We start from the raw sequence: 18,700 nt of genomic DNA, 5'->3' as shown, positions 1-18,700 counted from the left end.
GATTCACCACCAGTATTTTCCAAAATTTTCCGGGTTGGCCCAGAATTTTGCGTTCAGCCAGTCGGGCACCTGTTTGTATTCGCGCAGGTCGTAGGTGAACAGGTTCAGCACCTGATCATCGCGGGCGAAGCGCTCGCTTGACTGCAGGGCCAGCGCATAGAAGTCGGTCTCCCGCCAGCCGCAGGCCTTCAGGTCGGCCAGGACCGCGATGCGGCTGGCGTTCAGGTTGCGGATGCCGCCCAGCAGTTCCAGCCCGGTCTGCTTGGGAATATGCTCAAGACAATCGACCACCAGTGCCAGGTCAAAACGCTGCGCGGCAAGGTGAGCAGGCAGCGTGCCAGGTTCGGCCAGCGACACTTCGGTCTGCGGATGCGCCTCCTGAAAGGCCTGCAGTGCAGGAAATGCCTGCGTTCCGATCAGCAGCAGACGCTCTGGCGCGTACCGGTCGAGCAGGGCGGCCAGCGCTTGCTGTGGGGTGCGAGTGGAATAGCCGACGGTCATCGAAAGTCCTCTGGTTGGTTGACAAGACTAGCCTGCCGGACCGCCTCTGAACAGCCGCCGGCATAAGGCCTGACGCTCCCTGAACAATGAGAATGCTCCATGCTCGATCTTTTTCAATACACTGCTGGCATATTCGCTGAACAGCACGTCTACTGTGCGGCGACGAAAAGCGTGCGCAGACTTTGCTTTCGGAACGGATCATGACAAGGGGCAGGCGATGAAGGTGTTTTGGGGGCTGGGAAAGCTGTTGATGCTGGGCTTCTGGCTGGTGGTACTGGCCAATGCGCTGTTTGAAGCGCCCAGCCCGTTCGGCGTGATGATCGACATGGCGGGCGCGGTCCTGCTGCTGACTCATCTGCTGGAACTGATTCTGTTCAACGGCAGCCTGCGCGGTCGCAGGCACCCGTGGCGGGACCGAGGCAAAATCATTCTGTTCGGCATCTTCCATCTGCAATCCATCAGCCGTTCGGCTTCGGGGCACTCTCATGCGTAATCTCGTTCTGCTCGCGGCACTGTTCAGCCCTCTGGCGATGGCCCAGGCAATCATTGTTGCGCCGCACTCGCTCATGCGTTTGCCCGGCAACAGCAGTGTTCTGCAGCTGGATCGTCTTGAGGTGTCCGATTACGGCACCTTGCTGATCCCGGCCAATATCGACGATGTGAAGATCGGCGAGCTGGTATTGGGGCACGAAGCGCGCATTGCCATCGTTCCAGGTGTGCAGGCCTTTAATCTGGTGGTGGCACGCGGCAACTTCGGCACCGGCAGCCAGATCACGGCGCGCGGCGCACCGGGCACGTTTGAAAAACCGGCGCTGCCTGGACGCAACCTGACGCTGCGGCTGCAAAACCTGGATGCGGAAGAATTATCGATCGACGCGCGCGGCGGAGCGGGCAGCCCGGGGTATGTCGGTCTTGATGGCGGCACCGGCGAAGCACCGGGTTGCACCTGGGGTCAGGCCGGGCGTGGTCATGACGGTCAAAACGGTAGCACTGGCCGTGACGGGGCCGCTGGCGCTCAGGTCCGACTGGAGTTGCCGCAGAGCTTTCCGGCTGATCGCATCAAGGTGAATGTGGCGGGCGGCGCGCCGGGCAAAGGCGGCGAGGGTGGCAAGGCCGGCAAAGGCGGTGCGTCCAAGGGCTGCTTCGTTTACCGCGCAGATGGCGGCAAGGCGGGTAAAGAAGGCGAGCCTGGCCAGCCGGGCGTTGCCGGTCCTGCGGGCTCGTTGCTTCTGCAGCGCCTGTAAACCTCTATACACCGTCCGGAGCTGGCGCAAGGCTGTGCTCCGGACAGTCGTCATTGCATAACGGTTTTACTGCGGTACGCCTTTTTCCCAATTCTTCCAGTCGCCGACAATTGCCTGCACCAGCGGGTTGCCGGTGCGGTACAGGTTTTCCAGTGCTGGCACGAATGCACCCTGATCGGCGTACTTGAGCAGGTTGTCCACTTCGCTGTAACCCGGATACGGACGATCGAAGTCGGAGCCGGCGCGCACCACCGCCAGGCGGCTGACGTCGACCTTGCCAGCCTTGCTGGCTCGCAATAGCGCTTCGTACGTGGAGTTGTCCTCCTGCTGGGTGGTGCAGTACTCACCTTTGCCGTCTGTCAGCAGTTTGGTCCAGACCTCTGCCCGCTCGCTCAAGCGCGTCCCTGAAAACCAGGTATTGCCGGCCACGGTGTCACATTGGGTAACCTGTGGCGGCTGATTGGCCGGTGCGTAGGGGTATTTGACGCGCCACGCCGCCGATTCCTTGCTCTCGCTGAGTGCAACCTTTTGCGACAGCGCGAACGCCTTGGCCTGAAGCTTTGGGTTCAGTTCGAAGACTTCGGTCTTGTAATCCAGCGGTGGTTTCTCGTTCGGGCCTTTGGTGTTGATGCCCAGGTAGCCGGTCGGCCAGTCCTTGGGCACGTCGCGCGAATCGATTTCCCATTGGGTGCCGAACTCCACCAGGTAATGCGCCCAGGCGGTGGTGCCCAGAGAGCCGTGATGCGGGTTGATCCCGGCGATACCGGCGACGATGAAGTAGGTTTTGCGCAGGTCGAACTGCGGTGACAGCGCCAGCGCCAGAGTCGACGCGGCGGCGTTGGTCTGGCCCATGCCGGTGACCAGCAGGCAGACATCCTGATCGTTGCAGCGGATGGCCGGGTATTCGGCGGCAAGGCCCGGCACCTGGATTTCCTTGGTCAGGTGCAGGCGATCAATCCAGTTCTGCGCCTCGGGGGCGAACATGGCTACCAGCATGACCTTGGGCTTAACGGGGGCGGCGGCCGCCCAGATGCCAGGGCTGAGCAGGGCCAGCGTGGCGCAGAGTGCATTACGGGTGATGTGTTTCATGAAAACTCCTGTCGTCAAAGTCATGATCAGAACTGATAGCCCACGCCAGCGTAGTAACCCCAGCCGTCCGAGCGGGCGCGGAAGTTGCCTTCGCCGAAGTTAAGTTCGCTACCGTCTTCCCAATTGCCGCCGTTATGGAAATAACGCCCTACCAGCGTGAAGCGAAGGTGAGTGAAAGCGTAGAGCAGCACGTTGGTGGCCACCGTTGAATTGCCTGTACGAGCCGGATCGTTCTTGAGGTCCGAGCCGAAGTCGAAATTGGTAAAGCCTATGTAGGTCAGCGAAGCGCCGTTGTCGAACTTGCTGATCGGCACGATGTATTTGAGCTGGGCACGATAGCCGTCCCACGAATATTCATTGCTGGCGCCATAGTTTTCCCACTGGTAGCGACCGTACAGGTTGGCCGACAGATTGACCCGCGAGTGCGTGTCGATGTCAGTGCCGAAACCGCTGTACAGCGTGTTCGCACGGTTGGCCGAGTTGCTGCCGTGGTCGTAGATCCAGTCGAACGCAACGTACCATTCCTTGAACGGCCCTACGGCCAGGCTGCGTCCTGCCAGGTAGTCGATGGAGATGCGCGGTTCGTGTTCCATGAACAGCGGCGAGCCATGATCCCAGACGCCTTTGTCATTATCATTGCCAATGCCGAGGATCTTCGGCACGTCCACATAGCCGTACAGTTCAAACGGCCCCTTGCGGCCGAAGTACTCGTATTCCAGATAGATGTCATCGTTGGGCTTGGGGCCGAAGCTGATGTCCTTGCTGCCGATCAGCGTCAAGTCCTGATTGAACCAGTCTGAAAAGTACGCGCCTTTGCCTTCCTTGGGCGAGGCTGGCGGGCTGAGCGCCTCGCCCTGAGCGGAGTCTTCCGGCGCCGCAGGCTGAGCCTGTGCAGCGGAACACAGCAATGTGGCGGCTGCCGCGAGCAGCAGGGGCGTCAGGATGTTGCAGGGTGCTGCGGGCTGGATGAAAAACTGCTTTGGCATTGAAGCTCCTTTTTATGATCACGTACTGCTGGCCGCGTACTGCTGATCGCAAACGTTTGCACAGCTCATGCCAAAGTGTTTCAAGATGTTGAATGTGCTGATTATCAGCCCGAGAAGATGACCGAACGGCCAGGAAACTGCTCGCAAGCTGTGCGCGATGTCACCTCCAGTGCCCCGTGATGTTCCGTTTCGTCTCAGAAGCCCGGACGAGCAGCAGCAAGCGCGACAACCGCCAGGCCTATGGTCAGGTTGATAGCGACCAGCCTGCGGATATTGCCCAGTGCCGCTGCACCTTCTGGCCATTGCTCCGCTTCCACGGCCCGACGCAGTTCCGGCAACTGCAATGAGTGGATCCGAAGAAACAGCGCGACCATCACGACGTACAACCCCATCATGAGTTGCACATAGCGCGGCGCGGTTTCAAAGCCGGTGAAGTTGAGCTGGATCATGCCGATACCGGTGATCGGCAATACTACGATGGTTGCCCAGACCCACATGAAGAAGCGCGGAAACACCTGGACCCACAGTTTCAAGCGGGCCGGGCCTTCAAGTGCTGCAATGACTGCTGGGCGCAATACCATCCAGGCGAAAAACATGCCGCCAACCCAGATCAGGGCAGCCAGCACATGCAGCGTATAAATAGTAGAAAAAGCGGTCATCGGACACTCCGTTCTGCGCGGATGGATTTAGCGCGCTATCATAGCGCCGACTCAGAACCACTGAGAATTTATCCAGCCTTTATAGTCGTGCCCCCGAACCGAAGCCAATGATCAGTACCGAACTCAAAACCCAGATTCAGGGCGCCTACTCGCGTTTCCTCGAAGCCAAGAGCCTCAAGCCGCGCTATGGCCAGCGATTGATGATCGCTGAAGTCGCCAAAGTGCTGGGGGACATCGACACCGATGAAGAGGGCCGTCGTTCGGGCGATCCTGCGGTGGTGGCGGTCGAGGCGGGTACTGGCACCGGCAAGACCGTGGCCTACGCCATCGCCGCGATTCCGACCGCCAAGGCGGCGGGCAAGCGCCTGGTAATTGCCACGGCAACCGTCGCGCTGCAGGAACAGATCGTCTACAAGGACCTCCCGGACCTGATGCGCAACAGCGGTCTTAACTTCACCTTCGCTCTGGCCAAGGGACGCGGTCGTTACATGTGTCTGTCCAAACTCGACATGCTGCTCCAGGAAAGTGACGCAACTAACGCTACTGCGCAGTTGTTCGAGGAAGAAGGCTTCAAGATCGAGGTCGATGAGGCCAGTCAGAAGCTGTTCACCAGCATGCTGCAAAAGCTGGCCGGCAATAAGTGGGACGGCGACCGAGACAGCTGGCCGCAAGAACTGGCCGATCAGGACTGGGCGCGGCTGACCACCGATCACAGCCAGTGCACCAATCGTCACTGTCCCAATTTCCAGCAGTGCGCCTTCTATAAAGCGCGCGAAGGGATGGGCAAGGTCGACGTAATCGTCACCAACCATGACATGGTACTGGCCGATCTGGCGCTGGGTGGCGGGGCGGTGTTGCCCGATCCGCGTGACACGCTGTACGTGTTTGACGAAGGCCATCACCTGCCAGACAAAGCCATCGGCCACTTTGCCCACTACACCCGATTGAAATCTACCGCTGACTGGCTGGAGCAGACCGCCAAGAACCTCGCCAAGCTACTGGCCCAGCATCCGTTGCCCGGCGATCTGGGCAAGCTGATAGAACAGGTTCCTGAGCTGGCCCGCGAGATCAAGGGCCATCAGCAGTTCATGTTCGGCGCCTGCGAGCAACTGGCAGATTTCCGTCCCGGTGAGGACATGCAGGGCCGCGAGCGTCCACGTCACCGGTTTGTCGGCGGTGTTATCCCCGAGCACATCCGCGAGATGGGCATCGAACTGAAAAAAGGTTTTGCGCGTCTGGACGATCTGTTCACGCGCCTGACTGAACTACTTAAAGAAGGCATGGACGGCGAGGTCAACATCGGCATCGCCAGCCATCAGGCCGAAGAGTGGTATCCGCTGTTCGGCAGTCTGCTGGCCCGCGCTCACGGCAACTGGGAATTGTGGACGGCGTTTACCGCCGAAGACCCGGAAGACAGTCCGCCAATGGCCCGCTGGCTGACCCTGGCCGACAGCGGTGCGCTGTTCGATATCGAGGTCAATGCCAGCCCGATTCTGGCGGCTGAAATGTTGCGCCGCAATTTGTGGAACATCGCCTATGGCGCGCTGGTGACCTCTGCCACCCTGACCGCGCTGGGCAAGTTCGATCGCTATCGCATGCGCGCCGGTCTGCCGAAATGTGCTGTTACTGCGGTGGTGCCCAGCCCGTTCCATCACGCCGATGCGGGCGTATTGCGCGTACCGGACCTCAAGGCCGATCCGCGTGACTCGGTGGCCCACACAGCGGCGATCATTCGTGACCTGCCCGGTCTGGTGGAAGGCTCGCGGGGCACGCTGGTGCTGTACTCGTCGCGCAAGCAGATGCAGGACGTGTTCGATGGCCTGGACCGTGACTGGCGCAAGCAGGTGTTCATTCAGGGCAACCTGTCCAAACAGGAAACCCTCAACAAGCACAAAGCACGCGTCGACAGCGGCGAGTCCAGCGTGTTGTTCGGGCTGGCCAGCTTTGCCGAGGGCGTCGACTTGCCCGGTGCGTACTGCGAGCACGTGGTGATTGCCAAGATTCCCTTCGCCGTGCCGGACGATCCGGTCGAGGCCGCGCTGGCCGAGTGGATCGAGGCGCGCGGTGGCAATCCGTTCATGGAGATCGCCGTGCCCGATGCATCGTTGCGTCTGGTTCAGGCCTGTGGCCGGTTGCTGCGTACCGAAGAGGATCGCGGCACCATTACCCTGCTGGACCGCCGCGTCGTCACTCAGCGTTACGGCAAGGCGATTCTCAATGCACTACCGCCGTTTCGCCGCGAGATTTCCTGAGTCAAAGATGAAGAGGGTTTCACGTCTGTTCCCAAAGCGCTTGATCGCTGGAACAATACGCGCCCATTACGCCTGTCATAAGGCTCGGTAACGCCAGCAGGAGTCAGCCGTTGCAGATTCAGGGTCATTACGAACTTCAATTCGAAGCAGTGCGTGAAGCCTTTGCGGCGCTTTTTGAGGATCCTCAAGAGCGCGGCGCCGCCCTGTGCGTGCAGATCGGCGGCCAGACGGTCGTTGACCTGTGGGCCGGTACGGCCGACAAGGACGGTGCCGAAGCCTGGCACACGGATACCCTCGCTAACCTGTTTTCCTGCACCAAGACGTTCACCAGCGTGGCAGTGCTGCAACTGGTCGAAGAAGGCAAGCTGAAGCTGGACGAACCCGTCGCCAGGCTCTGGCCTGAATTTGCCGCGGCCGGCAAGGCGTCGATCACTTTGCGTCAATTGCTCTGCCATCAGGCGGGGCTACCTGCGTTGCGCGAGCAACTGCCTGCCGAAGCGCTGTATGAGTGGACCACCATGACGGCGGCGCTGGCCGCCGAACAACCCTGGTGGACGCCAGGGCAGGGCCACGGTTATGCCGCGATCACCTATGGCTGGCTGGTGGGCGAGATGCTGCGTCGCGCCGACGGTCGTGGCCCGGGCGAGTCCATTGCTGCGCGAATCTCACGTCCGCTGGGGCTGGATTTCCATGTAGGGCTGGCCGATGACCAGTTTTACCGGGTAGCACATATCGCTCGCGGTAAAGGCAATGCGGGCGATGCTGCCGCTCAGCGCGTGCTGCAAGCGACCATGCGCGAGCCTGCGTCCATCACCGCCAAAGCCTTCACCAACCCACCCTCGATCATGACCAGCACCAACAAGCCTGAGTGGCGTCGCATGCAGCAACCGGCAGCCAATGGTCACGGCAATGCACGCAGCCTGGCAGGCTTCTATAACGGCTTGCTCGACGGTAGCCTGCTCGAGGCCGACCTGCTCAACGAGCTGACCCGTGAACACAGTATCGGCCAGGACAAGACCCTGCTGACACCGACCCGCCTCGGGCTGGGCTGCATGCTCGATCAGCCGACAGTGCCCAACGCCACGTTCGGCCTGGGCCCCAAGGCTTTCGGTCATCCGGGTGCTGGCGGTTCCGTCGGTTTTGCCGACCCGGACTACGAAGTGGCATTCGGCTTTGTCACCAACACGCTGGGGCCCTACATCCTGATGGACCCGCGCGCTCAGAAACTGGTTGGAGTATTGCGTGAGTGTTTGCAGTAAGTATCGGTCATAAGTGCTTGTTTCATACCGACTGTCAGTTAAATCGCTGTAACAGGAACCGTACGACGGTTTCTTTTTCCAACTGCATCTTTATGCATGTTATACCGGCGTAGTCACGTCCTTCTGTCTGATCAAAACCGTTGCGGGTCAACCATGTCGTCCAATAAAAGCCTCGTTCTTGCCCTGTGTATCGCCGTTACCGGCTGTGCTCAAACCCCTCAGTCCGACTCTGCTGCATCCGGAGGCCATTGGTGGCAGTTCGGTTCTGGCAGCGAGTCTTCCGATACAGGCGCTGCTGCAAACGCTCCTGCGCCGAGCCCGGCTCCGGCACCTGTGGCCAAGGCTGCTGCGGCACCGGCACCTGCGGCGGCTGCTGAAAGCAGCGCGCCTTGGTACTGGCCGTTTGGCTCGAACGACAACGCCCAGGCAAAGCCTGACGCGGTTGCCAAGCCTGCCGACAAACCGGCCGCGCCGCTGATTGCCAAGTCGGAAACCGACAGTAAGTGGTGGTGGCCGTTCGGCAGTGCAGACAAGACGGACCAACCCAAAGCGCTACCGACGCCTGATCCGAAAGTGACCCAGGCCTGGCTGGACGAGTACGAGCCGCGTCTGCGCGCTGCTATCAAGGACAGCCCGTTCCAGCTGGAGCGTCGCGAAGACCTGCTGGCGATCACCGCGCCGGTAGACAGCTCGTTCAACCCTGATCGCCCGGCCATGCTGCTGCCCAATACACTTGGCCCGATCACCCGTCTGGCTAAAGTGGTCGAAGGCGACCAGAAAACTGCCGTGCTGGTTCTCGGCCACGGTGACACCTCCGGCCCGACCGAAGCCAACCAGAAAATCAGCCAGGAGCGCGCGCAGTCTGTTGCAGCGATCTTCCGCCTGAGCGGTCTGGAACGTAACCGACTGAGCCTGCGTGGCATGGGCGCGGTAATGCCGCGTGCTGCCAACGACAGCCTGCAAGGCCGCGCGCTCAACCGCCGTGTCGAGATCCTCATGACGCCGCAGGACACCATGCGCGTGTTGATGGCCCGCTACGCACTGCCGCCTGTTGCACCGACCATGATTGCAGCGCAGGACGTCAAGCCGGCCGCTCCTGCACCAACCGCCGCGCCAGCAAAAAAAGCCGTCGTTGCGAAGAAAGACACTGCCAAGAAAGCTGCTCCGGCCAAGGCCAGTACTGCCAAAAAAGCCGCGCCAGCCAAAACCGCAGCGGCGAAGAAGCCGGCAGCGGCCAAAGCTGCTGCAAAAGCCCCGGCCAAGACAGCAACGCCAGCCAAGAAAGATGACGGCCAGGCCAACAACTGAGGCCCGGTTACCTCAACGACTCTCGTCTCCACGCTCCGCGCGTTGCGTTATACACAAATCCTGAACAGCCTGAGAATTGAGGCTGTTCAGGCTCCTGCCTGAAGGCCGTGGGAGCGAAGCGTCGTCCGGTTCGCTCCCACTGGCTTCGGCCAGAATCAAAAAAGAATATGTGATAACGGCGAGCGCCGGGCCTGGTAACGAGGGTTAGCTAACGTTCATGATATCTGCGCAGGAATGAAACCATGACCCAGACGCTGGCTGACATGCGCCGTGACTACACGCGTGACGGATTGACCGAAGCGCAGGCGCCGGACGAGCCCTTTGCGCTGTACCACCAGTGGTTCGAGGAAGCCGTAAAAACCGAACAGCCACCGGTCGAGGCCAATGCCATGACCCTGGCTACCGTCGATGAAGACGGGCGTCCGCATTGCCGTGTATTACTGCTCAAGGGCCTTGATGCCCAGGGCTTTACCTTCTTTACCAACTATGACAGCGCCAAGGGCCAGCAACTGGCTGCACGTCCATTCGCGGCCATGACCTTTTTCTGGCCGACGCTGGAGCGTCAGGTGCGCATCGAAGGTCGGGTCGAAAAAGTCAGCGCGCAGGAATCCGATGCGTATTACCAGGTTCGGCCGTTGGGCAGCCGTCTGGGCGCTTGGGCGTCTCCGCAAAGTCAGGTAATTGCCGATCGTGACGAACTGGAAGGCTTGATCAGACAAACCGAACAACGTTTCGCAGACGCCCAGCCACACTGCCCGGAGCACTGGGGCGGCTACCGTCTGCTGCCCGAGCGGATCGAGTTCTGGCAGGGAAGATCCAGTCGCCTTCACGACCGTTTGAACTATCGTTTGATCAACGGCAAGTGGTCACGTGAACGTCTGGCTCCGTGATTGAATTATTCGCTTGCCGAATCGTCTGAGCTTTGTACAGTCGCTCGCTGTATGACGCCTGAATGAACTTAATTTGCGGATCGGTGATCGTGACAGCGCCTTTGTCGGGTAGTCTAATGGCCACTGGTTCCCCTGGAGATACCCTTTATGCGCAAGTCTGCTTTTCTGGTTGCTTCATTCACTGCGATGGCGCTGATGCTGGGCGGCTGTACTTCGAACCTGACCGGTGATTCCTATTCCCGTGACGAGGCCAGGACCGTACAGACTGTTCGCATGGGGACCATCGAGTCCTTGCGCCCGGTCAAGATCGAAGGCACCAAGACGCCTATCGGCGGCGCTGCGGGCGCTGTTGTCGGCGGCGTAGGCGGCAGTGCGATCGGCGGCGGTCGCGGCAGCATTGTGGCAGCAGTCATAGGCGCTGTGGCCGGTGGTCTGCTGGGTTCAGCGACCGAAGAAGGTCTGACCCGCACACAGGGTGTTGAAATCACCGTGCGCGAGGACGACGGCAGCATGCGTGCCTATGTGCAGCAGGTTCAGGAAAACGAGATTTTCCGGGTCGGCGAACGCGTTCGCATCATGAGCGTCAACGGCACGAGCCGCGTCACTCACTGATCTGTAGCGATGTACATCAGAACCCCGAGCCGAAATGCTCGGGGTTTTTTGTTTTATGTCTGGGATGGGTTGCCATGCAAAGCGTTCCTACTCTGGAGCGTGGGGCACGATGATCTCAACTATGACTATCGTGCCGATGCTCAGCGTCGGCATGCAGCTCTGGACGCTCTGCGTCCGCTTTGTGGCTTTTTGTATAACGCAAGGCATTCCCCACGCTGGAGCGTGAGGAACGATAATCTCGACTGTCGCGCCTGTGAGCTGCAGTGCGATAACAGGCTTGAGTCAGCCTTCGATTCCCAGCATGTCTCGCACCAGTGCTTCCGCAATCCGTATGCCGTCCACGCCTGCCGACAGGATGCCGCCCGCATAGCCTGCGCCTTCACCGGCTGGGTACAGGCCTTTGGTGTTCAGGCTTTGCAGGGTCGGGCCTCGGGTGATGCGCAACGGCGCCGAGGTACGGGTTTCGATTCCGGTCAGCACTGCGTCATGCAGCGAGAAGCCTTTGATCTGCTTGTCGAACGCGGGCAGTGCCTCACGAATGGCTTCGATGGCGAAGGCGGGCAGGGCGTCAGCCAGGTCCACCAGCTTCACGCCTGGCTTGTATGAAGGCTCGACGCTGCCCAATGCGGTCGACGCGCGGCCTGCGATAAAGTCGCCGACCAGTTGCGCCGGGGCTTCATAACTGCTGCCGCCGAGCAGGTAAGCGTGGGATTCCAGGCGTTCCTGCAACTCGATACCGGCCAGCGGGCTGCCAGGGTAGTCCTGCTCTGGAGAGATACCGACCACGATGCCCGAATTGGCATTGCGCTCGTTGCGCGAGTACTGACTCATGCCGTTGGTCACCACTCGGCCTGGCTCCGAAGTTGCGGCAACCACGGTCCCGCCAGGGCACATGCAGAAGCTGTAGACCGAGCGGCCGTTGCTGGCGTGGTGTACCAGCTTGTAGTCGGCTGCGCCCAGTTTCGGGTGGCCGGCGTACTTGCCCAGGCGAGCCCGGTCGATCAATGATTGCGGGTGCTCGATACGAAAGCCCACCGAGAAGGGCTTGGCTTCCATGTACACGCCACGACTGTGCAGCATGCGGAATGTGTCGCGAGCGCTGTGGCCCAGCGCCAAAATTACGTGCCGGGACTCAATCTGCTCACCGCTGTCCAGCTGAACGCCCAATAGTTGGCCATCTTCAATCATCAGGTCGGTCACGCGCTGCTGAAAGCGCACTTCACCGCCCATTGCCACGATCTGGTGACGCATGTTTTCGACAACGCCTGTAAGGCGAAACGTGCCGATGTGCGGTTTGCTGACGTAAAGGATTTCTTCCGGCGCACCGGCTTTCACGAACTCGTGCAGCACTTTGCGACCGATGAATTTCGGGTCCTTGATCTGGCTGTAGAGCTTGCCGTCCGAAAATGTCCCGGCACCACCTTCGCCAAACTGCACATTGGACTCGGGTTTGAGGACGTTTTTGCGCCACAGGCCCCAAGTGTCCTTGGTGCGCTGACGTACTTCGGTGCCGCGCTCGAGGATGATCGGCTTGAAGCCCATCTGCGCCAGCAAAAGCCCGGCGAAGATACCGCACGGGCCAAAACCGACCACGATCGGACGTTCGGTCAGGCCTTCGGGAGCATGACCGACCACCTTGTAGCTGACGTCGGGCGCAGGGCCCACGTGGCGGTCATTGGACAGCTTGCGCAGCAGTGCCTCTTCATCCCTGACCTGAAAGTCGATGGTGTAGATAAAGCACAGCTCGGAGGACTTTTTGCGCGCATCGTAACTGCGCTTGAAGAGGGTGAAGTCCAGCAGTTCGCTGCTGTCGATGCCCAGGTGCTGAAGGAGCGCAACGCGCAGGTCTTCTTCCGGGTGATCGATCGGCAGCTTGAGTTCGGTGATTCGTAACATTAAGGGGTCCAGTTTTCGGGCCGCAGGTTCAGCCCGACAGCACTACAAGACCGACGATTATAAGCGCTGAACCCCTTTGGCGGCGAGTCTGCTGGTCAGTCGTCGCGCGAACCGCCGTAATAACCGCAGCCACGCTGGGCCTGGCCGTTGATGCGCAGCTCGGCGGTCAGGTGTTGCACCGAGCCGTTCACGCTGTCTACGCAACGCTGCGGCGCAACCCAGAGCTCGATACGCTGATGGTTGGCTTCGCTGCTGATGCTGAAGCTGCCATCGGGTAGCTTCTCTTCGACATACGGCACCGCCAGTGCCTCTGCACCTTCACGTTCCAGCACCATGCCCTTGCCGCTGACGTTGACGTTCCACGCTGGTTTATTGCCACTGGCGTGCAGTGTCAGGCGTTTGAAATTAGGGTCTTCACAGCCTTGGCCGGGGCGCTCGACACGATACAGTTGGTGCAGGTCCAGCAGCCCGTCGCTGTTGCCTGCCTTGCTCGCGGTAAAGTTGCCGCGCAGGTCGGCAAACGCCTTGCCCTGAGTGTCGGCCAGTGAAGCGGCTTCCTGCAACACGCCGGTATTGCCTCGATCCTTGACCACGTAACGGCGCTGCTCGTTGCATGGTTTGAACAGTAACTGGCCACCATCGCCCGTCAGATCGCCCTGCATACGGAGCATGCCTGCCGTGGAGACCTTCGGCTCATCGGCCTGTCTGCCGAGCAACTGGCACCCGGCGAATAGCGGTAGAAGGGCAAATACGAGGACGGAACGGGCAGCAAACATGGTGTGATCTCCAGACAAGTGCCGCCACGTTACTCAGACTGGAGGTGCATCACAAGGGGGGCATACCTGCTCGGGTCACTACGAAGCGCTGACCTGAGCGGAAGCAGACATCAATGACATCGCAGGGCCGCAGTACGACGCGCAGCGTCAGGAAAGGCGTTACCACGCGCAGCGTGGTAACGATAATTATCGTGGCCCATCCTGTTTCTGAGCGTTAATGCGCTTACCCGCCCAGATACGCATCCCGCACTTTAGGATCGACCAGCAGTTCTTCACCGGTGCCTTGCATGACCACTCGGCCGTTTTCCAGTACATAGGCGCGATCGGCGACTTTCAGGGCCTGGTTGGCGTTCTGCTCGACCAGAAACACAGTCACGCCATCGCGACGCAGTTGTTCGACGATCTCGAAAATCTGCTGGATGATGATCGGTGCCAGACCCAGCGATGGCTCGTCGAGCAACAGCAACTTGGGTTTGCTCATCAACGCACGGCCGATGGCGAGCATCTGCTGTTCGCCACCGGACATGGTGCCGCCACGTTGATTGAAGCGCTCCTTGAGGCGCGGGAAGAGCTGCAGGACCTTGTCCATCTGTTCCTGATAGTCAGCCTTTTCCGTGAAAAAGCCACCCATTGCCAGGTTTTCTTCGACTGTCAGGCGCGCAAACACACGGCGGCCTTCCGGCACCACGGCGATGCTCTTGCGCATGATGACTGACGATTCCTGACCGACCAGCTCTTCGCCCATATAACGAATGCTGCCGCTGTGAGCGCGAGGCGATCCGCACAGGGTCATCAGCAGGGTGGATTTGCCAGCGCCGTTGGCGCCGATCAGGGTGACGATCTCGCCCTGACGTACCTCCACGTTGACGCTGTGCAGTGCCTGGATCTTGCCGTAGAAGGTGGAGACGTTTTCAAACTGCAACATTTACGCTTCCCCCAGGTAGGCTTTGATCACGTCAGGATTGTCGCGAATCTGTTCCGGTGTGCCGTCTGCCAGAGGCGTGCCCTGATTGATCACCACGATGTGGTCGGAAATGCTCATAACCAGTTTCATGTCGTGTTCGATCAGCAGGACGGTCGCGTCATGCTCGCTACGCAGCACGCCGATCAGCGCTTTGAGGTCGTCGGTTTCACGAGGGTTCAGCCCGGCTGCCGGCTCGTCGAGCATCAGGATGCGCGGACGGGTCATCATGCAGCGGGCGATTTCCAGACGACGTTGCTGACCGTAGGCCAGCGTGCCGGCAGGTCGGTTTGCGAACTCCCTGAGGTTGACTGCCTCGAGCCAGTGCTCGGCGTACTCCATCGCTTCGCGCTCGCTGCGGCGGAAGGCCGGGGTCTTGAACAGACCTGCCAGGAAATTGGTATTCAAATGCCGATGCTGGGCAACCAGCAGGTTTTCCACAGCGGTCATTTCCTTGAACAGACGAACGTTCTGGAAGGTCCGCACCACGCCTTTGCGGGCAATCTGGTGACCGGCAAGGCCTTGAATCGGCTCACCATCCAGCAGGATGGTGCCAGCGCTGGGTTTGTAGAAGCCGGTCAGGCAGTTGAACACCGTGGTCTTGCCGGCGCCGTTAGGGCCAATCATCGACACGACCTGACCTTTGTTGACGGTCAGGGCCACGCCGTTGACCGCCAGCAGGCCGCCGAAACGCATGCTCAGATCTGTGGCTTGCAGCAATGGGCGGCTCATTTCGGCAGCTCCGCTTTCAATTTCATTTCAGGGCGTTGCATCGGCAGGAAGCCTTGAGGACGCCAGATCATCATCAGCACCATCAGTGCGCCGAACATCAGCATGCGGTAGTCACTGAACTCTCGCATCAGTTCAGGCAGCAGAATCATCACGATGGCCGCAAGAATCACGCCCAGTTGCGAGCCCATGCCGCCCAGCACGACGATGGCCAGAATGATTGCCGACTCGATGAAGGTGAAGGATTCCGGGGTAATCAGACCCTGCCGCGCGGCGAAGAAGCTGCCAGCGAAACCGGCAAACGCTGCGCCGAGCGTAAACGCCGAGAGCTTGATCACGGTCGGGTTCAACCCCAGTGCGCGACAGGCGATTTCGTCTTCGCGCAGCGCTTCCCAGGCGCGGCCAATCGGCATGCGTAGCAGACGGTTGATGACGAACAGGGCCGCCAGTGCAAGCAGCAGGGCTATCAGGTAGAGAAAAATGACCTTGTTGATCGAGTTGTACGGCAGGCCGAAGAACTCGTGGAACGTCTGCATGCCCTCAGCCGCCTTGCGCTCGAAGGTCAGGCCGAAGAGGGTCGGTTTTTCGATGTTGCTGATGCCGTTCGGACCGCCAGTGATGTCGGTGAGGTTGCGCAGGAATATGCGGATGATCTCACCGAACCCCAGCGTCACGATGGCCAGATAGTCACCGCGCAGGCGCAATACCGGGAACCCGAGCAGGAACCCGAATAGCGCCGCCATCAAGCCCGCAATCGGCAGGCAGATCCAGAAGCCAAGCCCGTAGTAGTGCGAGAGCAGGGCATAGCTGTAGGCGCCGACTGCATAGAAACCGACATAGCCCAGGTCAAGCAGACCCGCCAGCCCGACCACGATGTTCAGGCCAAGGCCGAGCATGACGTAGATCAGGATCAGCGTGGCGATGTCTACCGCGCCACGCGAACCGAAGAAAGGCCAGATGAACGCCAGCACGATCAATGCAGCCAGGCCCCAGCGCTGGGTGCCTGGCTGTGTAAGAAAGTCGCTGGTCTTCTGTGGGATCAGCGGTTTGTCGGAGCCGCGACGCATGCCGCTGATCTGCTCGGCAAACAGCACCCGCAAAAACAGCAGGACCGAACACACGGCAATGATGGTCAGGGTCAGCGGGCTGGCATTCTGCACTTGCAGAGTAACGCCGGAGAAGGCCAGTTTCAGACCGAATACCGGGTATGCCACGGCCCAGACCAGAGCGGCACTGAACAGCGCCTGTTTGAAAGACTTGCTCATACTTTCTCAACCTCCGGACGACCCAGAATGCCGGTCGGTCGGAACAGCAGCACCAGGACCAGCAGGCCGAAAGCCACAACGTCCTTGTACTGATCACCAAAAATGTCGGCACCGAAGGCCTCGGCGACACCCAGCACCAAGCCACCCAGCACTGCGCCGGGAATGGAGCCGATCCCGCCCAGCACTGCGGCAGTGAATGCTTTCAGGCCGACCAGGAAGCCGGCGCTGGGGTTGATCACGCCGTACTGCATGCTCAGCAACATGGCCGCTACGGCAGCCAGTGCTGCGCCGACGACGAAGGTCAGGGCGATTATGTTGTTGGTGTTGATGCCCAACAGGTTGGCCATTTTCATGTCCTCGGCGCAGGCGCGGCAGGCGCGGCCCATTCGCGAGCGGGAAATGAACAGGGTCATGCCGGTCATGGCTAGCAGGATGACGACGAATACCACGATCTGCATGTAGGAAATCAACACTTCCTGCGCGCCACCCGGACCGAACGAAAGGCTGCCGGGGAGCAGGTTGGGTATGGCGAAGTTGCCAGAGCCCTGGGAAAGCTGAACCGAGTTCTGCAGGAAGATCGACATGCCGATCGCAGAAATCAGTGGAATCAGACGGTTGCTGTTGCGCAACGGGCGGTAAGCCACACGCTCGATGGTGTAGCCGTAGGCACTGGTCACGATGATGGACGCGGCAAAGCCGGCAATCATCAGCAACGGCAGGCTGTGGATACCCAGCATCGCCAGGCCGGCAAGCGCCATGAAAGCAACATAGGAACCGATCATGTACACCTCGCCGTGGGCGAAGTTGATCATTCCGATGATGCCGTACACCATCGTGTAGCCGATGGCGATCAATGCATACGTACTGCCAATGGTCAGGCCATTGAGCAGTTGCTGCATGTAGTGGAATAACTCGGGCATTTACCGCGCTCCTAAAAACCTGATCTGCATTTCTCTGGGGTGAACTGTGTCGCATTCTGTCGATGCGTTGTTCATGACGCTGGCAGAGAACCGCTGGTGACGGTTTTAAGATGTTCAGGTGGCTTCGTGCGCAACTCTCTTCACAGAAGGTGCGAACTGGCCTGGATTCGTAAAACAAAGCCCACTGCGCTGGCAGTGGGCTTTGAGGGTTGATACAGGCAGCTTACTGAGCGGCTTCGGTCTTCGGCTTGCCGAAGTGCCACTCGTAGACCACGAACTGGAAGTTCTTCAGATCGCCTTTCTCGTCGTAGCTCAGTTCGCCCATCGGCGTCTTGAACGTGCCGGCATGAATGGCCGCTGCCACTTTGGTGGTGTCTTCGGACTTGGCAGCGGTGATACCGTCGGCAATCACCTGGACTGCGGAGTAGGACGGGTACACGAACGGGCCGCTCGGGTCCTGTGTCTTGGCCTTGAATGCTTCGGTCAGCGCCTGGTTGACCGGGTCCTGATCAAAGGATTTCGGCAGGGTGACCAGCAGGCCTTCGGATGCATCGCCAGCGATCTGCGAGATGGAATCGTTGCCCACGCCTTCAGGGCCCATGAACTTGGCGTTCAGACCTTTTTCCTTGGCCTGGCGCAGGATCTGGCCCAGCTCAGGGTGGTAGCCGCCGTAGTAGACGAAGTCGACGTTGGCCTGCTTGAGCTTGGCGATCAGCGACGAGAAGTCTTTGTCGCCAGCATTGATGCCTTCGAAGAGTGCGACTTTTACGCCGTCTTTTTCGAGCGTCTGTTTGACGGCGGTGGCAATGCCCTCACCGTATTGCTGCTTGTCGTGAATGACGGCAACGATTTTCGGCTTGGCGACCTTGGCAATGTAGTTGCCGGCGGCAGGGCCCTGGGCGCTGTCCAGGCCGATGGTGCGGAACACCAGCGTGTAGCCACGGGCGGTGAGGTCCGGGCTGGTAGCGGCCGGGGTGACCATGATGATGCCTTCGTCTTCGTAAACATCGGACGCTGGCTGGGCGGAGCTGGAGCAGAGGTGGCCGACAACGAACTTCACGCCGTCGTTGACGACTTTGTTGGCAACTGCAACGGCCTGTTTCGGGTCGCAGGCGTCGTCGTACTCGACTGCCTCAAGCTGCTTGCCATCCACGCCACCCTTGGCGTTGATCTGTTCGATGGCCATCTTGGCGCCATTGAACTGCATTTTGCCGTATTCGGCAACAGGGCCGGTCTTGGGGCCGGCGATGCCGATCTTGATGGTGTCAGCTGCGAACGAATGGCTGGCAACCCCCGCCATAACCAGTGCGGCAAACAGCCTGGAAAGCTTATTGGTACCCTTAGTCATGATGC

General features: G+C 60.1%; 18 protein-coding genes. 7 read left to right on the top strand and 11 right to left on the bottom strand.

Annotation, left to right across the window (positions count from 1 at the left end; all coding sequences use genetic code 11):
• Positions 1 to 3: 3 nt before the first annotated feature.
• The gene (locus I9H09_RS18005) at positions 4 to 501 is read right to left on the bottom strand and encodes a DUF6231 family protein (RefSeq protein ID WP_117144044.1); all 498 of its coding nucleotides are present in this window, start codon (positions 499 to 501) and stop codon (positions 4 to 6) included.
• A gap of 217 nt (positions 502 to 718) precedes the next feature.
• Between I9H09_RS18005 and I9H09_RS18000 the strand changes: the two genes are divergently transcribed.
• A complete protein-coding gene (locus tag I9H09_RS18000) occupies positions 719 to 994 on the top strand; it encodes a DUF1145 domain-containing protein (protein WP_005889417.1) in 276 nt (91 codons plus the stop codon).
• Positions 987 to 1,745: a hypothetical protein gene (locus I9H09_RS17995; RefSeq protein ID WP_053479414.1), complete on the top strand. Its 759-nt coding sequence runs from the start codon at positions 987 to 989 to the stop codon at positions 1,743 to 1,745. The genes I9H09_RS18000 and I9H09_RS17995 overlap by 8 nt, the downstream gene beginning before the upstream one ends.
• A 66-nt stretch (positions 1,746 to 1,811) precedes the next feature.
• On the opposite strand, the gene I9H09_RS17990 is transcribed toward I9H09_RS17995, so the two are convergent.
• From I9H09_RS17990 to I9H09_RS17980, 3 genes are all read right to left on the bottom strand, one after another.
• Positions 1,812 to 2,834 carry a purine-nucleoside phosphorylase gene (locus I9H09_RS17990; protein WP_122346914.1) on the bottom strand — a complete coding sequence of 341 codons (1,023 nt, stop codon included), beginning with the start codon at positions 2,832 to 2,834 and terminating at the stop codon, positions 1,812 to 1,814.
• Between the two features lie 26 nt (positions 2,835 to 2,860).
• Positions 2,861 to 3,820 (bottom strand): nucleoside-specific channel-forming protein Tsx, encoded by a 960-nt coding sequence (locus tag I9H09_RS17985; protein ID WP_005889423.1) that lies wholly within the window; start codon positions 3,818 to 3,820, stop codon positions 2,861 to 2,863.
• A 194-nt stretch (positions 3,821 to 4,014) separates the two neighbouring features.
• On the bottom strand, positions 4,015 to 4,479 hold the full coding sequence (locus tag I9H09_RS17980) for a CopD family protein (RefSeq protein WP_055003879.1): 465 nt from the start codon (positions 4,477 to 4,479) through the stop codon (positions 4,015 to 4,017).
• 107 nt (positions 4,480 to 4,586) lie between these two features.
• Here I9H09_RS17980 and dinG point away from each other — a divergent pair, with 107 nt between their 5' ends.
• The 5 genes from dinG to I9H09_RS17955 all read left to right on the top strand — a co-directional run bounded on the left by dinG (position 4,587) and on the right by I9H09_RS17955 (position 10,800).
• Positions 4,587 to 6,731, top strand: a complete 2,145-nt coding sequence (dinG, locus tag I9H09_RS17975; protein ID WP_024669259.1) for an ATP-dependent DNA helicase DinG — start codon at positions 4,587 to 4,589, stop codon at positions 6,729 to 6,731.
• 110 nt (positions 6,732 to 6,841) lie between these two features.
• Positions 6,842 to 7,990, top strand: coding sequence for a serine hydrolase domain-containing protein (locus I9H09_RS17970; RefSeq protein ID WP_122346915.1), 1,149 nt, complete (start codon positions 6,842 to 6,844; stop codon positions 7,988 to 7,990).
• 153 nt (positions 7,991 to 8,143) lie between these two features.
• Positions 8,144 to 9,298: an OmpA family protein gene (locus I9H09_RS17965; RefSeq protein WP_122346916.1), complete on the top strand. Its 1,155-nt coding sequence runs from the start codon at positions 8,144 to 8,146 to the stop codon at positions 9,296 to 9,298.
• Between the two features lie 242 nt (positions 9,299 to 9,540).
• Entirely contained in the window at positions 9,541 to 10,188 is a 648-nt protein-coding gene (pdxH, locus tag I9H09_RS17960; protein WP_122311528.1) for a pyridoxamine 5'-phosphate oxidase, read from the top strand.
• A 147-nt stretch (positions 10,189 to 10,335) separates the two neighbouring features.
• Entirely contained in the window at positions 10,336 to 10,800 is a 465-nt protein-coding gene (locus tag I9H09_RS17955) for an outer membrane lipoprotein (RefSeq protein WP_024669263.1), read from the top strand.
• 282 nt (positions 10,801 to 11,082) lie between these two features.
• Here the strand turns inward: I9H09_RS17955 and I9H09_RS17950 are convergent, their stop codons facing one another.
• The 7 genes from I9H09_RS17950 to I9H09_RS17920 form a co-directional block, all read right to left on the bottom strand.
• Entirely contained in the window at positions 11,083 to 12,696 is a 1,614-nt protein-coding gene (locus I9H09_RS17950; protein ID WP_053931450.1) for an NAD(P)/FAD-dependent oxidoreductase, read from the bottom strand.
• Between the two features lie 95 nt (positions 12,697 to 12,791).
• On the bottom strand, positions 12,792 to 13,472 hold the full coding sequence (locus I9H09_RS17945; protein WP_005889438.1) for a COG3650 family protein: 681 nt from the start codon (positions 13,470 to 13,472) through the stop codon (positions 12,792 to 12,794).
• 223 nt (positions 13,473 to 13,695) lie between these two features.
• Positions 13,696 to 14,397, bottom strand: coding sequence for an ABC transporter ATP-binding protein (locus I9H09_RS17940; RefSeq protein ID WP_024669265.1), 702 nt, complete (start codon positions 14,395 to 14,397; stop codon positions 13,696 to 13,698).
• The gene (gene livG, locus I9H09_RS17935) at positions 14,398 to 15,165 is read right to left on the bottom strand and encodes a high-affinity branched-chain amino acid ABC transporter ATP-binding protein LivG (RefSeq protein WP_005889442.1); all 768 of its coding nucleotides are present in this window, start codon (positions 15,163 to 15,165) and stop codon (positions 14,398 to 14,400) included.
• Complete coding sequence (locus I9H09_RS17930; protein WP_005889444.1) at positions 15,162 to 16,427, bottom strand: high-affinity branched-chain amino acid ABC transporter permease LivM; 1,266 nt, start codon at positions 16,425 to 16,427, stop codon at positions 15,162 to 15,164. Before I9H09_RS17930 ends, livG begins: the two co-directional genes overlap by 4 nt.
• A complete protein-coding gene (gene livH / locus I9H09_RS17925; protein ID WP_122346917.1) occupies positions 16,424 to 17,347 on the bottom strand; it encodes a high-affinity branched-chain amino acid ABC transporter permease LivH in 924 nt (307 codons plus the stop codon). The genes I9H09_RS17930 and livH overlap by 4 nt, the downstream gene beginning before the upstream one ends.
• Positions 17,348 to 17,570: 223 nt before the next feature.
• The gene (locus I9H09_RS17920) at positions 17,571 to 18,695 is read right to left on the bottom strand and encodes a branched-chain amino acid ABC transporter substrate-binding protein (protein ID WP_122346918.1); all 1,125 of its coding nucleotides are present in this window, start codon (positions 18,693 to 18,695) and stop codon (positions 17,571 to 17,573) included.
• Positions 18,696 to 18,700 lie beyond the last annotated feature (5 nt).

The organism is Pseudomonas tremae (genome assembly GCF_023278125.1).
GTDB classification, from domain to species: Bacteria; Pseudomonadota; Gammaproteobacteria; order Pseudomonadales; family Pseudomonadaceae; genus Aquipseudomonas; species Aquipseudomonas tremae.
This window is presented reverse-complemented; position numbering and strand designations above follow the sequence as displayed.